At 43.8% G+C, this 19,033-nt stretch carries 15 protein-coding genes; 4 read left to right on the top strand and 11 right to left on the bottom strand.

Features of this window, described 5'->3' with window-relative positions:
• The first annotated feature begins 24 nt into the window (after positions 1–24).
• Complete coding sequence (locus tag ABYU67_RS07390) at positions 25–321, top strand: DUF3144 domain-containing protein (protein WP_372844361.1); 297 nt, start codon at positions 25–27, stop codon at positions 319–321.
• A 284-nt stretch (positions 322–605) separates the two neighbouring features.
• A complete protein-coding gene (locus tag ABYU67_RS07385; RefSeq protein ID WP_372844358.1) occupies positions 606–944 on the top strand; it encodes a hypothetical protein in 339 nt (112 codons plus the stop codon).
• 172 nt (positions 945–1,116) lie between these two features.
• On the opposite strand, the gene ABYU67_RS07380 is transcribed toward ABYU67_RS07385, so the two are convergent.
• From ABYU67_RS07380 to ABYU67_RS07330, 11 genes are all read right to left on the bottom strand, one after another.
• Positions 1,117–2,772 carry a BCCT family transporter gene (locus ABYU67_RS07380; protein WP_372844357.1) on the bottom strand — a complete coding sequence of 552 codons (1,656 nt, stop codon included), beginning with the start codon at positions 2,770–2,772 and terminating at the stop codon, positions 1,117–1,119.
• A gap of 371 nt (positions 2,773–3,143) precedes the next feature.
• On the bottom strand, positions 3,144–4,796 hold the full coding sequence (locus ABYU67_RS07375; RefSeq protein ID WP_372844356.1) for a BCCT family transporter: 1,653 nt from the start codon (positions 4,794–4,796) through the stop codon (positions 3,144–3,146).
• Between the two features lie 280 nt (positions 4,797–5,076).
• Positions 5,077–6,273: a PQQ-dependent sugar dehydrogenase gene (locus tag ABYU67_RS07370; RefSeq protein WP_372844360.1), complete on the bottom strand. Its 1,197-nt coding sequence runs from the start codon at positions 6,271–6,273 to the stop codon at positions 5,077–5,079.
• 268 nt (positions 6,274–6,541) lie between these two features.
• The gene (gene clpB, locus ABYU67_RS07365) at positions 6,542–9,139 is read right to left on the bottom strand and encodes an ATP-dependent chaperone ClpB (RefSeq protein ID WP_372844355.1); all 2,598 of its coding nucleotides are present in this window, start codon (positions 9,137–9,139) and stop codon (positions 6,542–6,544) included.
• A gap of 521 nt (positions 9,140–9,660) precedes the next feature.
• On the bottom strand, positions 9,661–10,440 hold the full coding sequence (locus tag ABYU67_RS07360) for an SDR family NAD(P)-dependent oxidoreductase (RefSeq protein ID WP_372844354.1): 780 nt from the start codon (positions 10,438–10,440) through the stop codon (positions 9,661–9,663).
• Positions 10,441–10,507: 67 nt separating this feature from the next.
• On the bottom strand, positions 10,508–12,211 hold the full coding sequence (locus ABYU67_RS07355; protein WP_372844353.1) for an AMP-binding protein: 1,704 nt from the start codon (positions 12,209–12,211) through the stop codon (positions 10,508–10,510).
• Between the two features lie 189 nt (positions 12,212–12,400).
• Positions 12,401–13,534, bottom strand: a complete 1,134-nt coding sequence (locus tag ABYU67_RS07350) for a DNA topoisomerase IB (protein ID WP_372844352.1) — start codon at positions 13,532–13,534, stop codon at positions 12,401–12,403.
• Positions 13,535–13,711: 177 nt separating this feature from the next.
• Positions 13,712–13,996, bottom strand: a complete 285-nt coding sequence (locus ABYU67_RS07345; protein ID WP_372844351.1) for a pyrimidine/purine nucleoside phosphorylase — start codon at positions 13,994–13,996, stop codon at positions 13,712–13,714.
• Between the two features lie 56 nt (positions 13,997–14,052).
• A protein-coding gene (gene prfB, locus ABYU67_RS07340; protein ID WP_372844350.1) for a peptide chain release factor 2 occupies positions 14,053–15,148 on the bottom strand; the annotation gives its coding sequence in 2 pieces (ribosomal slippage) (positions 14,053–15,075 and positions 15,077–15,148; 1,095 coding nt in all).
• 109 nt (positions 15,149–15,257) lie between these two features.
• Entirely contained in the window at positions 15,258–15,965 is a 708-nt protein-coding gene (locus ABYU67_RS07335) for an HAD family hydrolase (protein ID WP_372844349.1), read from the bottom strand.
• Positions 15,966–16,073: 108 nt separating this feature from the next.
• Positions 16,074–16,610 carry a gamma carbonic anhydrase family protein gene (locus tag ABYU67_RS07330; protein ID WP_372844348.1) on the bottom strand — a complete coding sequence of 179 codons (537 nt, stop codon included), beginning with the start codon at positions 16,608–16,610 and terminating at the stop codon, positions 16,074–16,076.
• Between the two features lie 183 nt (positions 16,611–16,793).
• On the opposite strand from ABYU67_RS07330, the gene ABYU67_RS07325 reads away from it, so the two are divergent.
• Together ABYU67_RS07325 and carA are read left to right on the top strand one after the other, a co-directional pair.
• On the top strand, positions 16,794–17,360 hold the full coding sequence (locus tag ABYU67_RS07325; protein ID WP_372844347.1) for a phosphatase PAP2 family protein: 567 nt from the start codon (positions 16,794–16,796) through the stop codon (positions 17,358–17,360).
• Between the two features lie 400 nt (positions 17,361–17,760).
• Complete coding sequence (gene carA, locus ABYU67_RS07320) at positions 17,761–18,993, top strand: glutamine-hydrolyzing carbamoyl-phosphate synthase small subunit (RefSeq protein ID WP_372844346.1); 1,233 nt, start codon at positions 17,761–17,763, stop codon at positions 18,991–18,993.
• Positions 18,994–19,033 lie beyond the last annotated feature (40 nt).

Below are 19,033 nucleotides of genomic sequence, written 5' to 3'. Positions count from 1 at the left end.
GCCGCTCTTGAAATCACCCCAGAAATGCAGGCATTTTATCAACGTGCCGATGCCATCATTGGCGTGGCAAACAGTCAATTGGGTCCTGATGCGCATTCAGGACAGGTAGGTGCGTCATTGCTTTATGCTGCTGCCCGTTATAGCGCCTCTGTGGCTTCTATTGGCTTTATAAAAGGTGATGATTTCGCCAAAGAAAAAGACGATATTGTTGAATTTTATACCAAGCAATATCGCCAAATGCTAAGCGACAATTTGACAGATTATGCGCAGAATTTTGATAAATATGTTCAGCTTAATAAAGATGATAAACCTGCAAGCTAAGCTTAGATAAGTCTTATATCGTCATAATAGATCACAAAAAAGCCCAAGCTTATCGTTAAGCTTGGGCTTTTTTATTAACTTACCTTAATAGATAGCTAGTGATAAATAGGCTATGATGCACGTATAGCGAATTCAATATTAAAACAGTGCAGCGGAACTGGGATAAATTTTACGCAGCCTCTGTTTTATTGAGAATCGACTATAGAGCATGTTATGACAGCCATACTCACTCATAAATGCTGCCAAAAGAGGAATTTATCGAGCACTACCTATAAGGAGATATCATGATGAAATATGGATATAAATTCTATCTGTCATTACTTGGACTATCAGCTACCCTAGCGTTGGTCGGCTGCAACAACATTCCAAGTAGCACCTATCCTGACTTGCCTATTCATAATACTGACAAATCGCCCTCGACGGATAATCAAGGCTCAATCAACAACCCTTTTACCAAATGTCCGCCTTTTAACCCTGAGCAAACCATGTGCACCGCACAGTATGACCCTGTTTGTGTCACGGTAAAAAACACATCCGGCGTAAGCTATCGTACTGCGGGCAATGCCTGTTCAGCATGTGGTACTGCCTCTGCGGTTGGCTATATCAAAGGACAATGTATGTAGCATAATACTTATACTTATAGATATTGGCTATTAGCTATCCGTCTATAACCTTACCTAGGCTACCTATAGTGATAAAAAATCTGCAATACCAAAAAGCCCCAGCCTATGTAACGTTGGGGCTTTTTTATGCAATCTTCTAGCTATATAACGCTTTGAATGTTGTCCAAGACCTTTAGCCGTTAGGCTTTTCAATATCAGGCGGACCTGTCAATAAATCCTCATCACGAAATTCATTGGCTGAATTGTGTTCAGCAGACTCTTCGGTGATAAACCACTGCTGATTGCGATACAGTATCAAGCGGTCTCGACTCAAGCCGCGTAGTAACGAATACATCATCACAACGATCACAATGGCAAAGGGGAATCCTGAAACAATGGAAGCGGCTTGTAGCGCACTTAAGCCACCTGCTGCTAAGAGTACCGCGGCAATAACGCCCTCAGTCCCCGCCCAAAACAGACGCTGAATCTTTGGTGGATTGGTATCGCCGCCTGAGGTCAGCATATCAATAACAAAGCTTGCCGAGTCCGATGAGGTGACAAACCATAAAACAATCATCACTACGATTAGCAAGTTCAACGCTGAGGTAAATGGATAAGATTCCATCAGCTTAAAGATAGCACTGCCGGTATCTGCTTGAACAGCCTCAATCAAGCCGGGACTAATAAGAGTCGGATCCACTGCCGCCATTAGCTCCATATTGACAGCTGAACCACCAAAAGCGGTAAACCATAAGAACAATATGGTAATCGGAATCAAAAGCACTCCCAATATAAACTCACGAATCGTACGACCACGAGAGATACGCGCCACGAACACACCAACAAAAGGCGACCAGCTTATCCACCATGCCCAATAAAAAATCGTCCATGAGGCTTGCCAGTTTTCTTCACCGTTATAAGACTCTGTCCAAAGACCTAGGGGCACAATTTGATGCAAATAGTTGCCGATGTTTTCAACAAAGCTATTAAAGATAAACTGTGTCGGTCCTAAAATAATTACGAAACTGAGTAATATCACAGTAAATAATATATTGGTATCGCTTAAGCGCTTAATCCCTTTATCGAGTCCCATAAACAGAGACAATCCTGCCAACATAGTGATAAAGGCAATCAACATAATTTGCACTGTAATATTATTGGGTATGCCAAATAACGTCTCAAGACCTGAGTTAATCTGCAATACCCCAAGACCCAAGGTTGTCACCACCCCAAACATCGTCCCGAATACTGCCAGCGTATCGACCGTATGCCCCCAACCGCCGTAGATTTTTTTACCCAATATAGGATAAAGTGTCGAGCGGATAGCTAGCGGCAAGCCCACTCGGTAATGAAAATACGCCAATGACAAAGCAACCATGCCGTAGAGCGCCCACACATGTAAGCCATAGTGCAGGAACGAGATATTCATTGCTTGCTTAGCAGCGGCAATCGTTTCAGGCTCTCCTAATGGCGGCGCCATAAAATGATACAAGGGTTCAGCGGTGCCCCAATAGAGCAGTCCTATACCGATACCAGCTGAAAACAGCATACCGACCCAAGAAATAATATTATATTCTGGTGCCTCATTTTGATGACCAAGCCTAATATCGCCATAGCGACTGAATATCATATAAATACTCATCACCAGCGTTAAGTTGACCACCACGATAAAGAACCAGCCAAAACGTAAAGATACTAATGCTTTAGCTTGACCAAATAACATCTCTGCTTGCTCATTAAAAAAAGCACCAAAAATGATAAACACGAGAATTAACAGTGCTGAAGTTAAAAATACAGGTTTACTTACCCGCGGAAAAGGGCCTAAGCGGCCAACCTTTACATGATCCATTTAGTCGTCTCAATTTTTGAAGGGGCTAACCTTAACAAGATACTACACAACTATCAAATCGAATCAGACACTTTAGAACCTTGCCATTGGTCAACAAATAAAAAAAGTCCTAAGATAACAATGCATCTTAGGACTTTAAATCACAATTATTATCGTGTGTTTTTACGTAAAACCAATAGCAGCTAACTGGCTGATTAATCTCATAAAAATAGCTTTAAAGCTTATACAGACCGTAAAAAATAAAAGCAATACATTATAGCCATGTGAAACTGGTATAAATCCTTCTTGCTTGCTGTTAGTACAGAAGCTATAAAAAACTCATCCCAGTCCCACTGTATCGATTTTAAAGTAACTCTACTATATAAAGCGCCCTAATCTCCTTTCACAATTTTAGGTGGTCCTTTTAATAAGTGCTCATCAGCGAACTCATCTGCGGTATTATGATCGACAGAATCAGCAGTAATGAACTGCTGCTGAGCGCGATATAGTATCAAACGATCTCGACTTAGACCACGAAGCAGCGCATACATCATTGCAAAAATAACCAAAGCAAATGGTAGTCCTGCGACGATAGCCGCTGCTTGCAAGGCACTTAGTCCACCTGCTGCTAGCAAGACTGCAGCGATAACACCTTCGGTAGTTGCCCAAAATAGACGCTGAATTTTTGGTGGATTAGTCTCGCCGCCCGCCGTCAACATGTCAATAACGAAACTTGCTGAATCTGATGACGTCACAAACCACAATACAATCATGATTACCAGCATTAAGGTAATCGGTTTGGTGAGCGGATAGTACTCTACTAATTTAAAAATCGCACTACCAAAGTCATTCTGCACTGCTTCTACCAACCCTGGACTGACTAAGGCTGGATCAGCTGCTGCTAACAACTCCATATGAAGCGCTACACCACCAAAGGTCGTAAACCAGAAGAATAAAATCGCTATCGGGATAAGTAGTACACCCCAGACGAACTCACGAATAGTACGTCCGCGGCTGATACGAGCAATAAAGATACCAACGAATGGTGCCCAACTTACCCACCATGCCCAATAAAAAATCGTCCATGCAGACTGCCAGTTTTCTTGTCCTTCATAAGCCTGACCCCACAGCCCTAGCGGCACAAACACTGATAAATAGTTACCAATATTTTCAAAGAAGCTATTAAAGATAAATAATGTCGGACCTAAAATCACCATAAAACCCAACAAGATCGCGGTCAGCCCGATATTAATATCACTCAAACGTTTGATACCTTTATCTAAACCCATGAGTACAGAGGTAGCCGCTAAAAACGTGACAAAAACAATCAACGCAATTTGTACTGTTATATTATTAGGAATACCAAATAGTTTCTCAAGCCCTGAGTTGATCTGCATTACGCCAAGACCAAGTGACGTTACCACACCAAACATCGTGCCGAACACGGCCAAAATATCAACAGTATGTCCCCACTTGCCATATATTTTTTGTCCTAATATAGGATAAAGACTTGAGCGGATCGATAAAGGTAGACCACGGCGATAATGAAAATAGGCGAGAGAAAGGGCGACAAACGCATAAATCGCCCATGCATGGAGTCCCCAATGCAAAAAGGTGATGTTAAGAGCCTGCTTAGCAGACTCTATCGTTTCAGCCTCACCCAGAGGCGGTGCCATGAAGTGATACAAAGGTTCAGCTGTACCCCAATATATCAGTCCGATACCGACACCAGCAGAGAACAACATCCCGATCCATGAAAACAGACTGTATTGTGGCGCTTCCGTCTGAGCACCTAAGCGAATATCGCCATAACGACTCATGGCTAAATAAACACACAGTATTAGCGCTACGTTTACCAACGCAATAAACAACCAGCCAAACTTATCAGCAATAAAACCTTGTAAAAAGCTAAAAAGCGTGCCGGCAGTCTCGGTAAAGAGCGCACCAAATATAATGAAACTGATAATTAATATACTTGATGTAATAAAGACAGGTTTATTTACCTTTGGAAAGGGGCCCAACCTTCCTACTTTTACCTCGTTCATATGCTGATTTCTCATAGTCTAAAGAATTCAACCCTAACAAACTAACCTTTAATTATCAATTAATTACACAATAAAACCTAATAAAAATACTTCTGTTAACCTAATATATCCGCCTATTTGCTTGAAAAATAATTAACAATAGACTACGTCATTGTTTTTTTAAGCAGAAATATTGTCGTATAAATCATGAAATTATTGTAAATGCTCTGCCTAACGTTTGGTTTTATATCTTAATCATATGAATCATCTTAAACGTATTTTATCGAGTTACAGATATATCTTATTTAGCGATCAGCTGCACTAAATTTGCATCATTACCATCCTCTAATATCCAGACCTGCCCGTCTACTACCAATACACTACGAATGCGCTCACCCATATCATAGCGATAGCGCTCAGTTGCACCATTATTTTCATCAAAACCGACAACTATCAATGCCCTAGAAGACAAACCGCTTATCAGCGCATCACCTTGCCATGCCGGAAAATCATCGTACTGTCCCGCTTTATAAATACTTATCGATGAAGGGGATATCACTGGTGTCCATGTGATTTTGGGTGCTTCAAACTCAGGGCGCGTACTGTGATCAGGAATATCGACCCCAGAATAATTGCGACCATTTGATACCAGTGGCCAACCGTAATTTTTGCCTTTTTGAATCAAATTGAACTCATCGCCGCCACGTGGACCCATCTCATGCGCCCAAAGCCTGCCTTTGTCATCAAACGTCATGCCAAGCACGTTACGATGACCAAGGGTCCAAAACTGCGCAGCGATGTCATTAGTATCATCTATAAAAGGATTATCCACTGGCACTGAACCGTCAGTATTGATGCGTATTATTTTGCCTAAATTGACAGCCATGTCTTGTGCTGGGGCTTTTTCTTGGCGATCGCCTGAGCTGATATACAAATACCGCCCATTAGGTGACAGTAATAAACGGTGGCTGTAATGTCCTTGACCGTCTACCTTTGGTATTTGCTGCCAAATGGGTGTCACAGCTTGCAAGCGTGGCGCGTCAGTACCCAATCCTGTCAATGTTGCTTTGATGACTTTAGCGCCAAATTTATTATTATCAGCGCCCTTACCTGCCTCAACATAGCTGATATATACCATATTTGAATTGGCAAAATCTGGCGCAAGCATAATATCACCAAGACCGCCCTGCCCGCCGTAAGCGACTTTGGGCACGCCATCTACTTCTGTCTTAGTACCCGTCGCGGTATCAACGATAAATAGCTCGCCTGTCTTTTGCGTCACCAGCAGTTTGGCAGGTTTATTCTTAACGATCGGCAATGCCGTCATTGCCCAAGGTTCATTAAAGGTGGCAACGGCTTTGGTATCAAAGGTAGGTTTATTAGTACGGGAAATATCTCCTGCTGAGGTTTCAGAATCTTGGTATTCCGCCAGATCAGCAGTAGTCTCTATGGCTGATTGGTTGGAGCAAGCCGCTGTACTAAATAATAGCGACATCATTGCTACTGACACCGCAAGAGACTTTTTAAGCCTCGTGTTTTTAATAGTCGTTTGAGTCATACCGTTATCAATTGGGAGCTTTATACTTATCATTTTGATAGTTATCATGCCAGTTATCCTTATGCACTTTTTTATAATATAGCAAGCACCATGCTGATTCTGGTACAGATTGTGTTTTCTATAGTAGATATTCCATAGAAAAACCCCTTACTTGCTTTCGCAAATAAGGGGTTAGCTTTACATCATAGCAGTCGTTTGGCGTTTAATATTAGCTCATTCTAAGCTTATCAAACGTCAGTTTGTCATCTACGCCGACATCGACTTTGATGATATCACCAGCGATAAAATCACCTGCCAACAGTTTTAATGACAATGGGTTTTCAATCTCTTGTTGGATAGCACGTTTTAGTGGACGCGCACCATATACAGGATCGTAACCCACTGCTACCAGCTTATTCATCGCATCGGCTGATAGCTCGATATCCAGCTCACGCTCATGCAAGCGCTGACGCAAGCGATCCAACTGAATCGCCGCAATGCCTGACATCTGCGACATACCAAGCGGATGGAAGACCACAATCTCATCAATACGGTTGACGAATTCTGGACGGAAATGCTGTCCAACCGATTCCATGACCTCAGCCTTGATATCCTCATAGCTTTCACCAACCATCTCTTGGATTTTATGCGAGCCCAAGTTACTGGTCATAATGATAACGGTATTTTTAAAGTCAACCACCCGACCTTGTGAATCCGTTAAGCGACCATCGTCCAATACTTGTAGTAAGATATTGAACACATCAGGGTGTGCTTTTTCAACCTCATCAAACAAAATCACACTATAAGGCTTACGGCGTACAGCCTCGGTTAATGCGCCACCCTCTTCATAACCGACATATCCTGGAGGTGCACCGACCAAACGGCTGACACTATGCTTCTCCATATATTCACTCATGTCAATACGAACAATCGCATCTTCAGAGTCGAATAGGAAATTCGCCAGTGATTTAGTTAGCTCAGTCTTACCGACACCCGTTGGTCCTAAGAATAAAAACGAACCTGAAGGGCGATTCGGATCAGACAAACCAGCACGGCTACGGCGTACAGCATTGGCTACCGCTTCAACTGCTTCGTCTTGACCGATAACGCGCTCATGGAGTTTTTCTTCCATCGCTAGCATCTTATCGCGCTCGCCTTGCATCATTTTACTCACTGGAATACCAGTTGCTGCGGCAACGACTTCGGCAATTTCATTATCCGTGACTTTATTGCGCAATAGTTTTACACCGCTGCCTTCGCCTATCTGCTCTTTTTGTTCCGCTAAGTCAGATTCAGTAATGCGACGCTCTAGCTGCGGAATCGTCTCATACTGCAGCTTACTCATGGTCTCATAGTCGCCTTCACGACTGGCTTTGTCATAAGCGATACGCGCTTTATCCAGCTCATCTTTTAGCTGCTGACTGCCTTTGACCAATGCTTTTTCTGCTTGCCAAATCTCATTAAGATCTGCGTACTCTTTTTCCAATTCTTCAATTTGTGCATCAAGCACTTTACGCTCTGCTTGTGCGCCACTATCTTCTTCATTTTTGAGCACTTCACGCTGCATTTTTAACTGAATCAAGCGACTATCAAGCTTACCTAGTGCTTCAGGTTTGCTATCCATTTCCATACGCAAACGGCTTGCCGCTTCATCAATTAAATCAATCGCTTTATCTGGTAGCTTGCGATCAGTAATATAACGATGGCTCATCCGTGCAGCAGCAATGATCGCACTGTCTTGGATATCAACCCCATGATGCAGCTCATAACGCTCTTTTAGACCACGCAAAATCGCAATGGTATCCTCGACCGTTGGCTCATCGACCAGCACTTTTTGGAATCGGCGCTCAAGAGCGGCATCTTTTTCGATATACTGGCGATACTCATCTAGAGTCGTCGCACCGACGCAATGGAGCTCACCGCGAGCGAGCGCAGGTTTTAGCATATTACCCGCATCCATCGCCCCATCGGCTTTACCAGCGCCAACCATAGTGTGCAGCTCATCGATAAATAGAATGACATTGCCCTCTTGCTTAGCCAAATCACTCAGTACCGCTTTGAGGCGCTCTTCAAACTCTCCGCGGAATTTCGCACCAGCAATCAGCGCACCTAAGTCTAACGACAGCACTTCTTTACGGCGTAGACCTTCTGGCACTTCACCATTGATGATTTTTTGCGCCAAGCCTTCTACAATAGCCGTTTTACCAACGCCCGGCTCACCGATGAGAACAGGGTTGTTTTTTGTACGGCGTGACAGTACTTGAATGGTACGGCGAATCTCTTCATCACGACCAATCACCGGATCAAGCTTACCAAGTTCCGCTTGCTCAGTTAGGTTAATGGTATATTTATTCAACGCATCACGCTGATCTTCGGCATTTTGGTTATTGACCGTATCATCGCCGCGCAATTGCTCAATCACCGCTTTTAGCTTGCTAGCCGTCACGCCCGCACTTTCAAATATCTTTTTGGTTTCACCTTGTTCAGCAAGTGCCAGCATTACCCATTCAGTGGCAATAAAATCATCGCCTTCTTTTTGTGCTTGACGATCTGCCAAGTTCAAAATTTTAACTGAATTGGGATTTAAATTAACGTCACCCGTTGGCTCACTAATCGTTGCCTGATTGTCGAGCGCCTTTGCCACGCCGTTTTTTAACGCAGGGATAGACGCGCCTGCTTGTTGGCAAATAGACAGGTTAGACTCATCTTGTAGCAATACGGCAAGCAGATGCACAGGGTCTATACCCGTATGGTCGCGCCCTAACGCCAGACTTTGTGCTTCTTGAATCGCCGATTGCAGTTTTTGAGTAAACTTCTCAAATCTCATATTAGTATCCTTTTATCATTTATATATCATCAGGCAGCAAACTTATGCTGTTTACTTGCCTTCGTCTGCCTTTGTATATGCGGTATATAGAGAGGAATTTCAACCTACTTACCACTAAAACCTTATTAATAGTAATGATATTTTTTACTTAAAATTGAACCATTAAATAGAGTAAGAATTAATGACGTCATCGCCACTTAATAGCTATAAGACACGCGCTGATTTATCAACAAATGCTTTATCGATAGCGGTATTTTGAAGTATGTTTTTGTATTTTCTGGGCTATATTTAGTGCTAGCAATAGCATTAGTGCTCATAACAGGTATTGTCCCAAACACGATAGTGACTATGAGCCAGCGCGTATTTTTATCAGTATTTACATAAAAAGATGACATGGCTTTGCTTCTTATGATGAATAAATAAAATGATCATCTATAAGGTAGCAAAAAACCATGCCAAGCATTGTATGAATGATAGGTCTAGCGCTTAAAAAACATCAGTACTCAATCTCTCAAAACTTATTACACCATACGAATCGCACCATCTAGGCGAATCACTTCACCATTGAGATAAGCATTATCAATGATATGCATAACCAATTTGGCAAACTCATTTGGATTACCCAAACGTTTAGGGTACGGTACCGCAGCCTCTAGCTGCTCACGCGCCTTTTCAGGCAGACTTTGCATCATAGGCGTTGCAAACACCCCAGGCGCGATAGTCATGACACGGATACCATGGCGAGTCAGCTCACGTGCGAGCGGCAGCATCATGCCAACGACGCCAGCTTTAGATGAGGCATAACTGCCTTGTCCGACTTGCCCATCAAAAGCGGCAATAGAAGCTGTATTGATGATAATGCCATTGTCAGCATTGACTTCGGCAGCTGTACTAGTAGCCACGCGCTTAGCAATACTAGCCGCTACCAAACGTGCCACGTTGAAGGAACCGATAAGATTAATATTGATACCGCGACTAAAGGCTTCTAAATCTGCTGGATTGTTTTCACGGTCTAAGAGCTTTTGTACCACAACGATACCAGCACAATTGATCGACCCTTGCAGACCACCAAATTCGCTTTCAGCCTTATCAACCGCAGCTTGGACATCAGCGCCACTGGTGACATCACAGCGTACAAAACGAGCATGGTCACCTAATTCATCAGCCAATACTTGCCCCGTTGACTCGTTAAGGTCAGCAATGACAACCTTGCCGCCTTGCGCGACGATAGCACGCGCTACCGACTCACCCAGACCTGACGCACCGCCAGTAACCAAAAAGCTGTGTTGTTCAATTTGCATAACTCTTCCTTTCATTGATATTGTTATAAACTGTCTGTTTTATAGTCTTATTAATAAGTCAATTCATTTATGCTGCCGATAAGCTACGCAGTAAAAAGCGTTGTATTTTACCACTTGGGGTCTTTGGTAGTGCTTCTACAAACTCAACTTCGCGTGGATAAGCATGCGTTGATAGACGTCTGCGCACCAAATCTTGAATCTCTTTGGCAATCTCGTCCGTTCCTTCGATACCATCTTTTAGTACTACATAAGACTTAATCGTATGACCACGCACTTCATCTGGCACCCCAACTGCCGCTGATTCTGCCACTGCCTCATGCTCAAGCACGGTATTTTCGACATCCGTAGGTCCAACACGGTATCCTGCGGTAATGATAATGTCATCATCACGCCCTGAAAACCAATAGCTACCATCACTATGACGCTCGACCACGTCACCTGTTAAGTAATAGTCATCAGCGAAAGCGTCTTTTTCTTTCCAGCTATAACCACGGAAATAAAACGCTGGCGATTGACTGACGACCACTGCTAACTGTCCTTGCTCACCATCAGGCAGAACTTGCATATCATCATCTAATACGACGAGTGTATGTCCCGGTAGTGCCATACCCATCGAGCCAACTGGGCATTCATGCTCTAACGCATGATGCTCACAGCAGGTCATGCCGGTCTCTGTCTGCCCGTACTGATCACAAACCTTGCAGTTTAAGTAGGTCTCAACCCAATTGACCACTTCAGTATTTAAGGTTTCGCCTGCCGAATTGGCACAGCGCAGTGACAACTTAGCGGCTGCGTCATTGTGAGCAGCTTCAAACACACCACTTGATTTCATCATCCGAAACGCAGTTGGTGAGGATGCCAAATTACTAATTTTATGGCGTACCATAAAGTCGCGGGTATTGGCAGCGTCAAAGCCCGCCTCGTTAAAGTACGTGGTAACACCCATCAGTAATGGACCAGTAATCGCGTAATATAACCCATATGCCCAGCCTGGATCTGCCATATTCCAGTAGTTATCCTCCGCGCGTAAGTCAATTGCATAACGCATATATAGATAAAAGGCTGAGAGCGCGCTTAGTGGCACACTAACGCCTTTTGACTTACCTACCGTACCCGAGGTAAACATCTGTAAAAATGGTGCATCGGTATTTAGCAGCACTGGTTCTATAGTTTGTGGCTGCTTTGATATCTTGTCAGCATAGCTATCATCACCCCAGCTTTGCGCATCTACCTTGCTACCAACTAAGACCATCTTGGTTTGCTTTGCCAAGTCGTCAAACTTGCCACGATTGTCTTGATTGGTAAAAACAACTTTAGTATTGGCTTTGTCCATTCGATACTTAATCGAATCATAACCAAAAGCGGTAAACAGCGGCTGATATACTGCGCCAATCCGCCAGGTGGCTAATACAATCGTGAGTAGCTCAGGGGTACGCGGTAGCATGGTCGCCACTTGGTCGCCCGCTTGCACGCCATAAGACAGCAATAAATTGGCAACCTGTGCGCTTGCTTTATCAAGCTCAGCAAAGCTCATACGCGTCACATTGCCTGCCGTGTCTTCATGCACTAGCGCAATGTTATCACCGCGACCGTCACGTACATGACGACCGCAGCACGCCATATACGCGTTTAAACGATCGTCTAACTGCTCACCAAAGATTTCTGTCAGTAATGCGTTCATATCAAAATTATTATAATAATCGCTATAGCTAATGGCTTTATGGTCAGGTAAAACGTTTGTGGATAAAGGGTTTGAAGAGATGGTGTTCATAAGCTAATCCTTTAGCAATCGAGGGTCACTGATGGTTTAAGCGACTTATAAGTGTTAAAACAGTTCTATCCTATAAACTGCTTGCACGTATTAACGTGCGTATGCTCTATTAGTAACGCATTTTTATATTTATTTCAATACATAACGTATCATTTTTATTATTCATTAAAAGTTTTCATTCAATAATGGTTATTGCAGAGCGCTTAAAAACCCCAGTAACGCCTTTTCTTCACAGCTTTGATACTGCTTAGTACGTCCACGACGCGCTTGTTTATAAGGCTCGAAAAATTTCCCTGCTAAAAACTGCTCGATGATAATAGGGTTGATATAAGACGCGCGGCAGACCGTAGGTGTATTGCCGAGCTCATCGGCGACACTTTTCACCATATCGGTCACTAACTGTTGGCGCTCCTTACTGTCAGCTGCGCTTGCCAATATCTCTTTACCAGACTTGGTTTGCAGCTCATCATAAAGATAGCTGGCCGCCAGCACACTTGCCATCCAAGTACGAAAATCCTTTGCACTATATAGATTGCCGCTCTGCATCTGGCTCTCGCAGTTACGACCACAAGTATGTGTGCGTAAATAGTCATTGATATCGCTACTGTCCACGACCTGCCTATCCCCATTGTCATCCAAATACTTAAAGACTTGGTAGCCGGGCAGCTCAGAGCACGCTTGGATGATGTCAATTAAGCGCTCATCTTGCAATTCTATATGATGCTCCTTGGCACTTTTTCCGACGAAATCAAAGGCCAGCCCAGTATCTGTTTCACTGACGTGCTTACTACGTAAGGTGCTCAAACCATAGCTTTTATTCAGCTTGGCATAGCGGCTGTTACCGATACGGATCAAGGTAGTCTCAAGCAATTTAACCACTGCTGCCAACACATTATCACGTGATAAAGGCTTAGCTTCTAAATCTTTTTCAACCTGTGCACGCAGATTTGGCAATGCTCTAGCAAAGCCTATCATGGCATTAAACTTGGCTTGGTCGCGCACTCGATCCCACTCTGGATGATACAAGTATTGTTTACGTGCTTTGTCATCACGACCTGTCGATTGCAGGTGTCCTTTATCATCTTGACATATCCAAACCTCTGACCACATCGGCGGTATTACCAAGGCGTCAAAGCGCTTGCGTAAGGCCTTATCTTTCACCGTTTTGCCCATAGCATCTTTATAAGTAAAACCGCGCCCAGCACGCCTGCGCCCATAACCTGGATCCGTATCACTGACATAACGCAAGTTCGCTAAGCGAGCCAGATGCTCATAATCATGGCGTATATCTTGTATATTGCTTGGTTGCTTTGACTTCGCCATAAAAAATACTCATCTCATAATATAGTTGTTTTAGCATAATCAACTGCCATCCTCATTGCTGTGTACTTGCCATGGACAATGTGTAATGCTGTGTAAAACCTGCTTTGTTAACAGCCATAAAAAACGCCAAGCATTCAATACTTGGCGTTTTTTATTATCAGACGAATTTAAAAGCGATTATTTACCGTATACACATAGGTACGCTGTTTCGACTGCTACTTTTACTTGAAATTTTTGATTGGCATCAACAGTAAATTGCTCACCCGCATTAAAGGTTTGCCAATCGTCACTTTCTGGTAGCTTAACGGTTAATGCGCCACTAACCACACTCATGGTTTCAAATTCACTGGTGCCAAATTCGTATTCACCAATCTCCATCACCCCAACAGTAGCAGGCTTAGTAGCTGTTTGAAAGGCAATCGAAGTCACTTTATTGTCAAAATAGTTGTTAACGCTTGGCATAATTTTCCTTAATTAAGTGTTGGTTGATATGTGAGAACTCTTGTTATGGTCGGGCTTTACAGACCTGCTTTTAGGCTTGCCTCGATAAATTGATCAAGGTCACCATCGAGTACCGCCCCAGTATTAAAGGTTTCAACGCCTGTACGCAAGTCTTTAATGCGTGAATCATCAAGCACATAAGAGCGAATTTGACTGCCCCAGCCAACATCAGATTTGTTGTCTTCGACCGCTTGCTGCGACGCCATGCGTTTTTGCATCTCAAGCTCGTAAAGCTTAGCACGTAGCAACTTCATGGCTGTGGCTTTATTACCGTGTTGGCTACGCTCGTTTTGACAAGTGACCACCACCCCGCTTGGCTCATGAGTGATACGTACCGCAGAATCGGTGGTGTTGACGTGCTGACCACCTGCACCAGATGAGCGATAAGTATCAATACGCAAATCTGCTGGATTGATATCAATCTCGATATTATCATCAATCTCAGGCGATACAAAAACGGCAGCAAACGAGGTATGACGACCATTATTACTATCAAATGGTGATTTACGTACCAAGCGATGGACGCCAATCTCAGTACGTAACCAACCAAAGGCATAATCGCCCTTGATCTCAATGGTTGCTGACTTAATACCAGCGACACTGCCTGAGGATACTTCGATAACATCCACTTTAAAACCATGCGCTTCTGCCCAGCGCGTATACATACGTAGTAGCATCTCTGCCCAGTCCTGCGCCTCTGTACCGCCACTGCCTGACTGGATATCCAAATAGCAATTATTCGGGTCCATCTCACCGCTAAACATCCGGCGAAACTCCAAGTCAGCCACGCGCTTTTCAGCATTGTCTAATTCGGCTTGTACATCAGCAAGTAATGACTCATCGCCTTCTTCGACGGCAAGCTCAAGCATCATAGACGCATCTTCCAATGTGGTTTCAAGCGAAACCACCACATCAATCACCCCATCAAGCTGACTTTTTTCTTTATTAATCTTGGTCGCGCGCTCAGGATCGTTCCATAGCTCAGGGTTTTCTAGCTCTAAATTGACTTCTTCTAAGCGCTCTTGCTTACCATCGAAGTCAAAGATACCTCCGAAGGTCCTGCCCACGCTCAGATAAGTCTTTAATTCGTTCTTGATACGGATTGATTTCCATAAGGGTTCCTGTGTGTTTTAAACTATTATTCTTAAAAAATAACGGTGGCACTATTTTAAATGAGATTTGGGTGAAATGTTTGGCTAATTTTAGCCGCTATCTTCACCTCCTAAATTGACCAATCTTCAACCGCCCAGCGGTGTGCTAAAGCGTGCGCATGCAGCGCCTCATCAGGTGACACGCAAATAGCCACATCTGCCCACTCTAATAATGGAATGTCATTTTTTGAATCCGAATAAGCATAAGTCTTATCAAAAGTCGTGCCAGCCAATTGCTGCTTGCCAATCCATTTATCCAAATGATAAATCTTGCCTTCTTTAAAGTTGGGCTTATCGGTCAATTTACCGGTATAACGCTCGTTTTTTATCTCAAGTGGCGTTGAGAGTACATTACCGTCTTCAATACCAAAACGCTTGGCAATCGCCGACACCACAAAGTCATTGGTCGCTGAAATAATGACTACATCGTGACCTGCTTCAACATGTTGACACAGGACTTCCATCGCTTTTGGGCGGATGTGTGGCTCAATCTCGCTTTTAATATAGTCTTCGCGCAGCTCATGTAATCTATCCATCGGTAGGCTACTTAAAAAGTCCGCTACAAACTCGTTATATTCCGTCGCATCAAGTGTACCTTCGATATAATCATTATAAAACTTTTGGTTGGCAGTACGATACTCGGCTTCGTCGACAAGGTTATGCTTGACGATATATTCGCCCCATAGATAGTCGCTATCGACATCGAGCAAAGTATGGTCTAAGTCAAATAGTGCTAAGGTGCGTGAAACAGTCTGACTAACAGTGCTTGGCGTGCTCATAAAAGGTACTCATTAATGATAATTGGTAGTAATTAATCGTAACTGCTCATTAGTAACTGTGCATTAGTAATGTGGGTTGATGATTGTTAATGATGGTTGATGAGCCACTTATTCTGGTTGCTCAATCTCTTGCAGACTCGTTTTAAAATTCTGACAACGCTCGCTATAGTGTAGCGCTGACAGTTTCAACATCGCTGCCTGCTCATCGGATAATGTTTTGACCACTTTTGCAGGCGCGCCCATCACGAGAGAATTATCTGGAATCTCCTTGCCTTCAGTGACCAAGGCTTTGGCGCCGATGATGCAGTTTTTGCCGATTTTGGCGTTATTTAAGATGACCGCGCCAATGCCGATCAAGCTATTATCACCAATCTCACAGCCATGCAGCATCGCCAAATGACCGATAGTGACATGATTACCGATTTTCACCTCGATACCGGCATCAGTATGGATCACGCTGTTTTCTTGCACGTTGCTATAGTCACCGATATGGATGCGCTCATTGTCACCGCGTATCACCGCCCCAAACCAGACGCTTGCCTGATGACCCAAATACACATCGCCTATCACGCGTGCGGAGTCTGCAACCCAACCATTAAAAGGGACAGCGAACGTCGGGACTTTGTCTAAATACTGATAAATCATACTCTATCCTTGATGGTTTTTTTAGTGGTTACTATACATAAGCTCTTCATAAATATAATGAGCACGAATGTCAGTTATAAAACTGACCTATGAATAGGTGAGTGCTTAAGGTAACAGCAAGCATTTGTAGTATAATACTGTTTTCCTTTATCCGCCCTCTAAACCCTCTTTAGGATTGCCGCAATGATCAGCAAAAATGCTTCCGCTATCATTTTATTACCCAGTAGTTTTTTATTATCGAGCAGCTTGCTTATCGCTATGCCAGCTCATGCCAGTAGCGATAATATCGACAAGGCAGGTGATATTCTATCTTTTGCCATACCAGCAGTTGCTTACGGTAGCACTTATTATATGGATGATAAAGAGGGACGAGAGCAATTTTACTATTCATTTGCAACCAATGTTGCCGCGACTTATGCGCTAAAATCTGTGATTGATAAAGAACGCCCAGATGGTAGCGATGATGATGCTTACCCATCAGGTCATACCTCAAGAGCCTTTCAGGGCGCCAGCTTTATTCATAAACGCTATGGACTCAAATATAGTGTTCCTGCCTATATTGGCGCAGGTTTTGTGGCTTATAGCCGCATTGAAGCTGATAAGCATGATCCTGTCGACGTCTTGGCTGGAGCTGCTCTAGGTATGGCGAGCAGCATGTATCTGACCAAAAGCTATCAAGATGATCAGCTGCATGTCGCTACCAACTTATCGCCAGATTATTACGGCTTATCAGTACATTATAATTTTTAATCAATAAATCATAATCTTCATACCTATTTATATCACCTCTTAGTCACTACTTTTAGCCAACTCTATGATGGCTACTCAGAATTGAAGGTGATATAAGAAACATCTTAAATTTATTAGTCAAGCATCGGCTTAAGATGCTAGCCCTTGACGCAAAACTCTAGTATAATGCGCAAAATCTGTGCCAAAGCGAGCGGACATGATGCAAGTTACTTATTCACCCCTAGTGAATCCTGTACCTTTTCATCTATGATGTCTTCTCGCTTTTTTGTGGAAAAATTTTGGCGCTGTCTCTTTTATTACTACTATTTAGCCGCAGTTAAATAGCAATAATCAAAAAAGCAGCGCTTTATTTTAGCCAAAAAAAAGGCACAGCACTCACTAATAACAGCGGAGGCAACCCTTGAATTCATCGACAGAAATACAAGCCATTTTGGCATTAGCGGACGGTACGATTTTTCGTGGAATTAGTATCGGTAGCCTTGGTCATCGTGTCGGTGAGGTGGTTTTTAATACAGCCATGACAGGGTATCAAGAAATTCTAACCGACCCAAGCTACGCGCGTCAGCTCGTGACCCTCACCTACCCGCATATCGGTAATACTGGTACCAACGCTGAAGATGTCGAGTCTGGCAACGGTCATAAAGTATGGGCTGACGGTCTTATCATTCGTGATGCGACCATGGTGACCTCAAACTTCCGCAATTCAGAGTCACTGAGCGACTATCTACAGAACCATGATACCGTCGCCATCGCTGAGATTGATACGCGTCAATTGACCCGCCTACTCCGTGATAAAGGCGCGCAAAACGGCTGTATCATGACCGCTTCTAACGGCGCGACGATTAGTAGTGAAGATGAACAGCAAGCGATTAAATTGGCGCAAGAGTTTACTGGTATTGAAGGTATGGACTTGGCAAAAGAGTGCTGCACTACAGAGCGCTTTGAGTGGACAGCGGGCAGCTGGGATTTATCAGATACCTTACTCAACCGCGATATCCCAGGCAGCCATGATAGCGGTACCGGCGGCTTCTTTAAGCACTTAGGCACGCATGTCGACAAGAAGTTCAATGTCGTCGCTTATGACTTTGGTAGCAAAACCAATATCCTACGTATGCTCGTTGACCGCGGCTGTCATGTCACCGTCGTCCCAGCACAAACGCCTATCGCAGATGTCCTCGCGATGAATCCAGATGGTATCTTCTTATCAAACGGTCCTGGCGATCCTGCTGCCTGTGACTATGCCATCGACGCAGTACGCCATATCATTGAAGAAACCAATGTGCCAACTTTTGGTATCTGCCTAGGTCATCAGCTGATTGGTCTTGCCAGCGGTGCCAACACCATCAAAATGAAAACCGGTCATCATGGCGCTAACCATCCGGTGCAAGACTTGGCGACCGGTACGGTTATGATTACCAGTCAAAACCATGGTTTTGCGGTTGATGAAGACACGCTACCGGCTAATGTTAAGTCGACCCATCGCTCATTATTTGATGGTACCAACCAAGGTATCGAGCTGACCAATAAGCCCGTCTTTAGTTTCCAAGGTCACCCTGAAGCCAGCCCAGGTCCGCATGATTGTGCGCCATTATTTGATAAGTTTGCAGACATGATGGCAGCGGCTAAAGCCTAATGATAAAAGCGGCAAAACAACACTGGCATGGCGCTATGGT

The sequence above is a fragment of the Psychrobacter sp. genome (assembly GCF_041554015.1).
Classification (GTDB): Bacteria; Pseudomonadota; Gammaproteobacteria; order Pseudomonadales; family Moraxellaceae; genus Psychrobacter.
This window is presented reverse-complemented; position numbering and strand designations above follow the sequence as displayed.

Coding starts and splice junctions, on each gene's coding strand:
- ABYU67_RS07325 (WP_372844347.1), top strand. CDS start 16,794: ATGATCAGCAAAAATGCTTCCGCTATCATTTTATTACCCAGTAGTTTT.
- ABYU67_RS07390 (WP_372844361.1), top strand. CDS start 25: ATGCAGGCATTTTATCAACGTGCCGATGCCATCATTGGCGTGGCAAAC.
- ABYU67_RS07360 (WP_372844354.1), bottom strand. CDS start 10,440: ATGCAAATTGAACAACACAGCTTTTTGGTTACTGGCGGTGCGTCAGGT.
- ABYU67_RS07375 (WP_372844356.1), bottom strand. CDS start 4,796: ATGAACGAGGTAAAAGTAGGAAGGTTGGGCCCCTTTCCAAAGGTAAAT.
- ABYU67_RS07350 (WP_372844352.1), bottom strand. CDS start 13,534: ATGGCGAAGTCAAAGCAACCAAGCAATATACAAGATATACGCCATGAT.
- ABYU67_RS07385 (WP_372844358.1), top strand. CDS start 606: ATGATGAAATATGGATATAAATTCTATCTGTCATTACTTGGACTATCA.
- ABYU67_RS07330 (WP_372844348.1), bottom strand. CDS start 16,610: ATGATTTATCAGTATTTAGACAAAGTCCCGACGTTCGCTGTCCCTTTT.
- ABYU67_RS07345 (WP_372844351.1), bottom strand. CDS start 13,996: ATGCCAAGCGTTAACAACTATTTTGACAATAAAGTGACTTCGATTGCC.
- ABYU67_RS07355 (WP_372844353.1), bottom strand. CDS start 12,211: ATGAACACCATCTCTTCAAACCCTTTATCCACAAACGTTTTACCTGAC.
- ABYU67_RS07370 (WP_372844360.1), bottom strand. CDS start 6,273: ATGATGTCGCTATTATTTAGTACAGCGGCTTGCTCCAACCAATCAGCC.
- ABYU67_RS07380 (WP_372844357.1), bottom strand. CDS start 2,772: ATGGATCATGTAAAGGTTGGCCGCTTAGGCCCTTTTCCGCGGGTAAGT.
- ABYU67_RS07335 (WP_372844349.1), bottom strand. CDS start 15,965: ATGAGCACGCCAAGCACTGTTAGTCAGACTGTTTCACGCACCTTAGCA.
- clpB (WP_372844355.1), bottom strand. CDS start 9,139: ATGAGATTTGAGAAGTTTACTCAAAAACTGCAATCGGCGATTCAAGAA.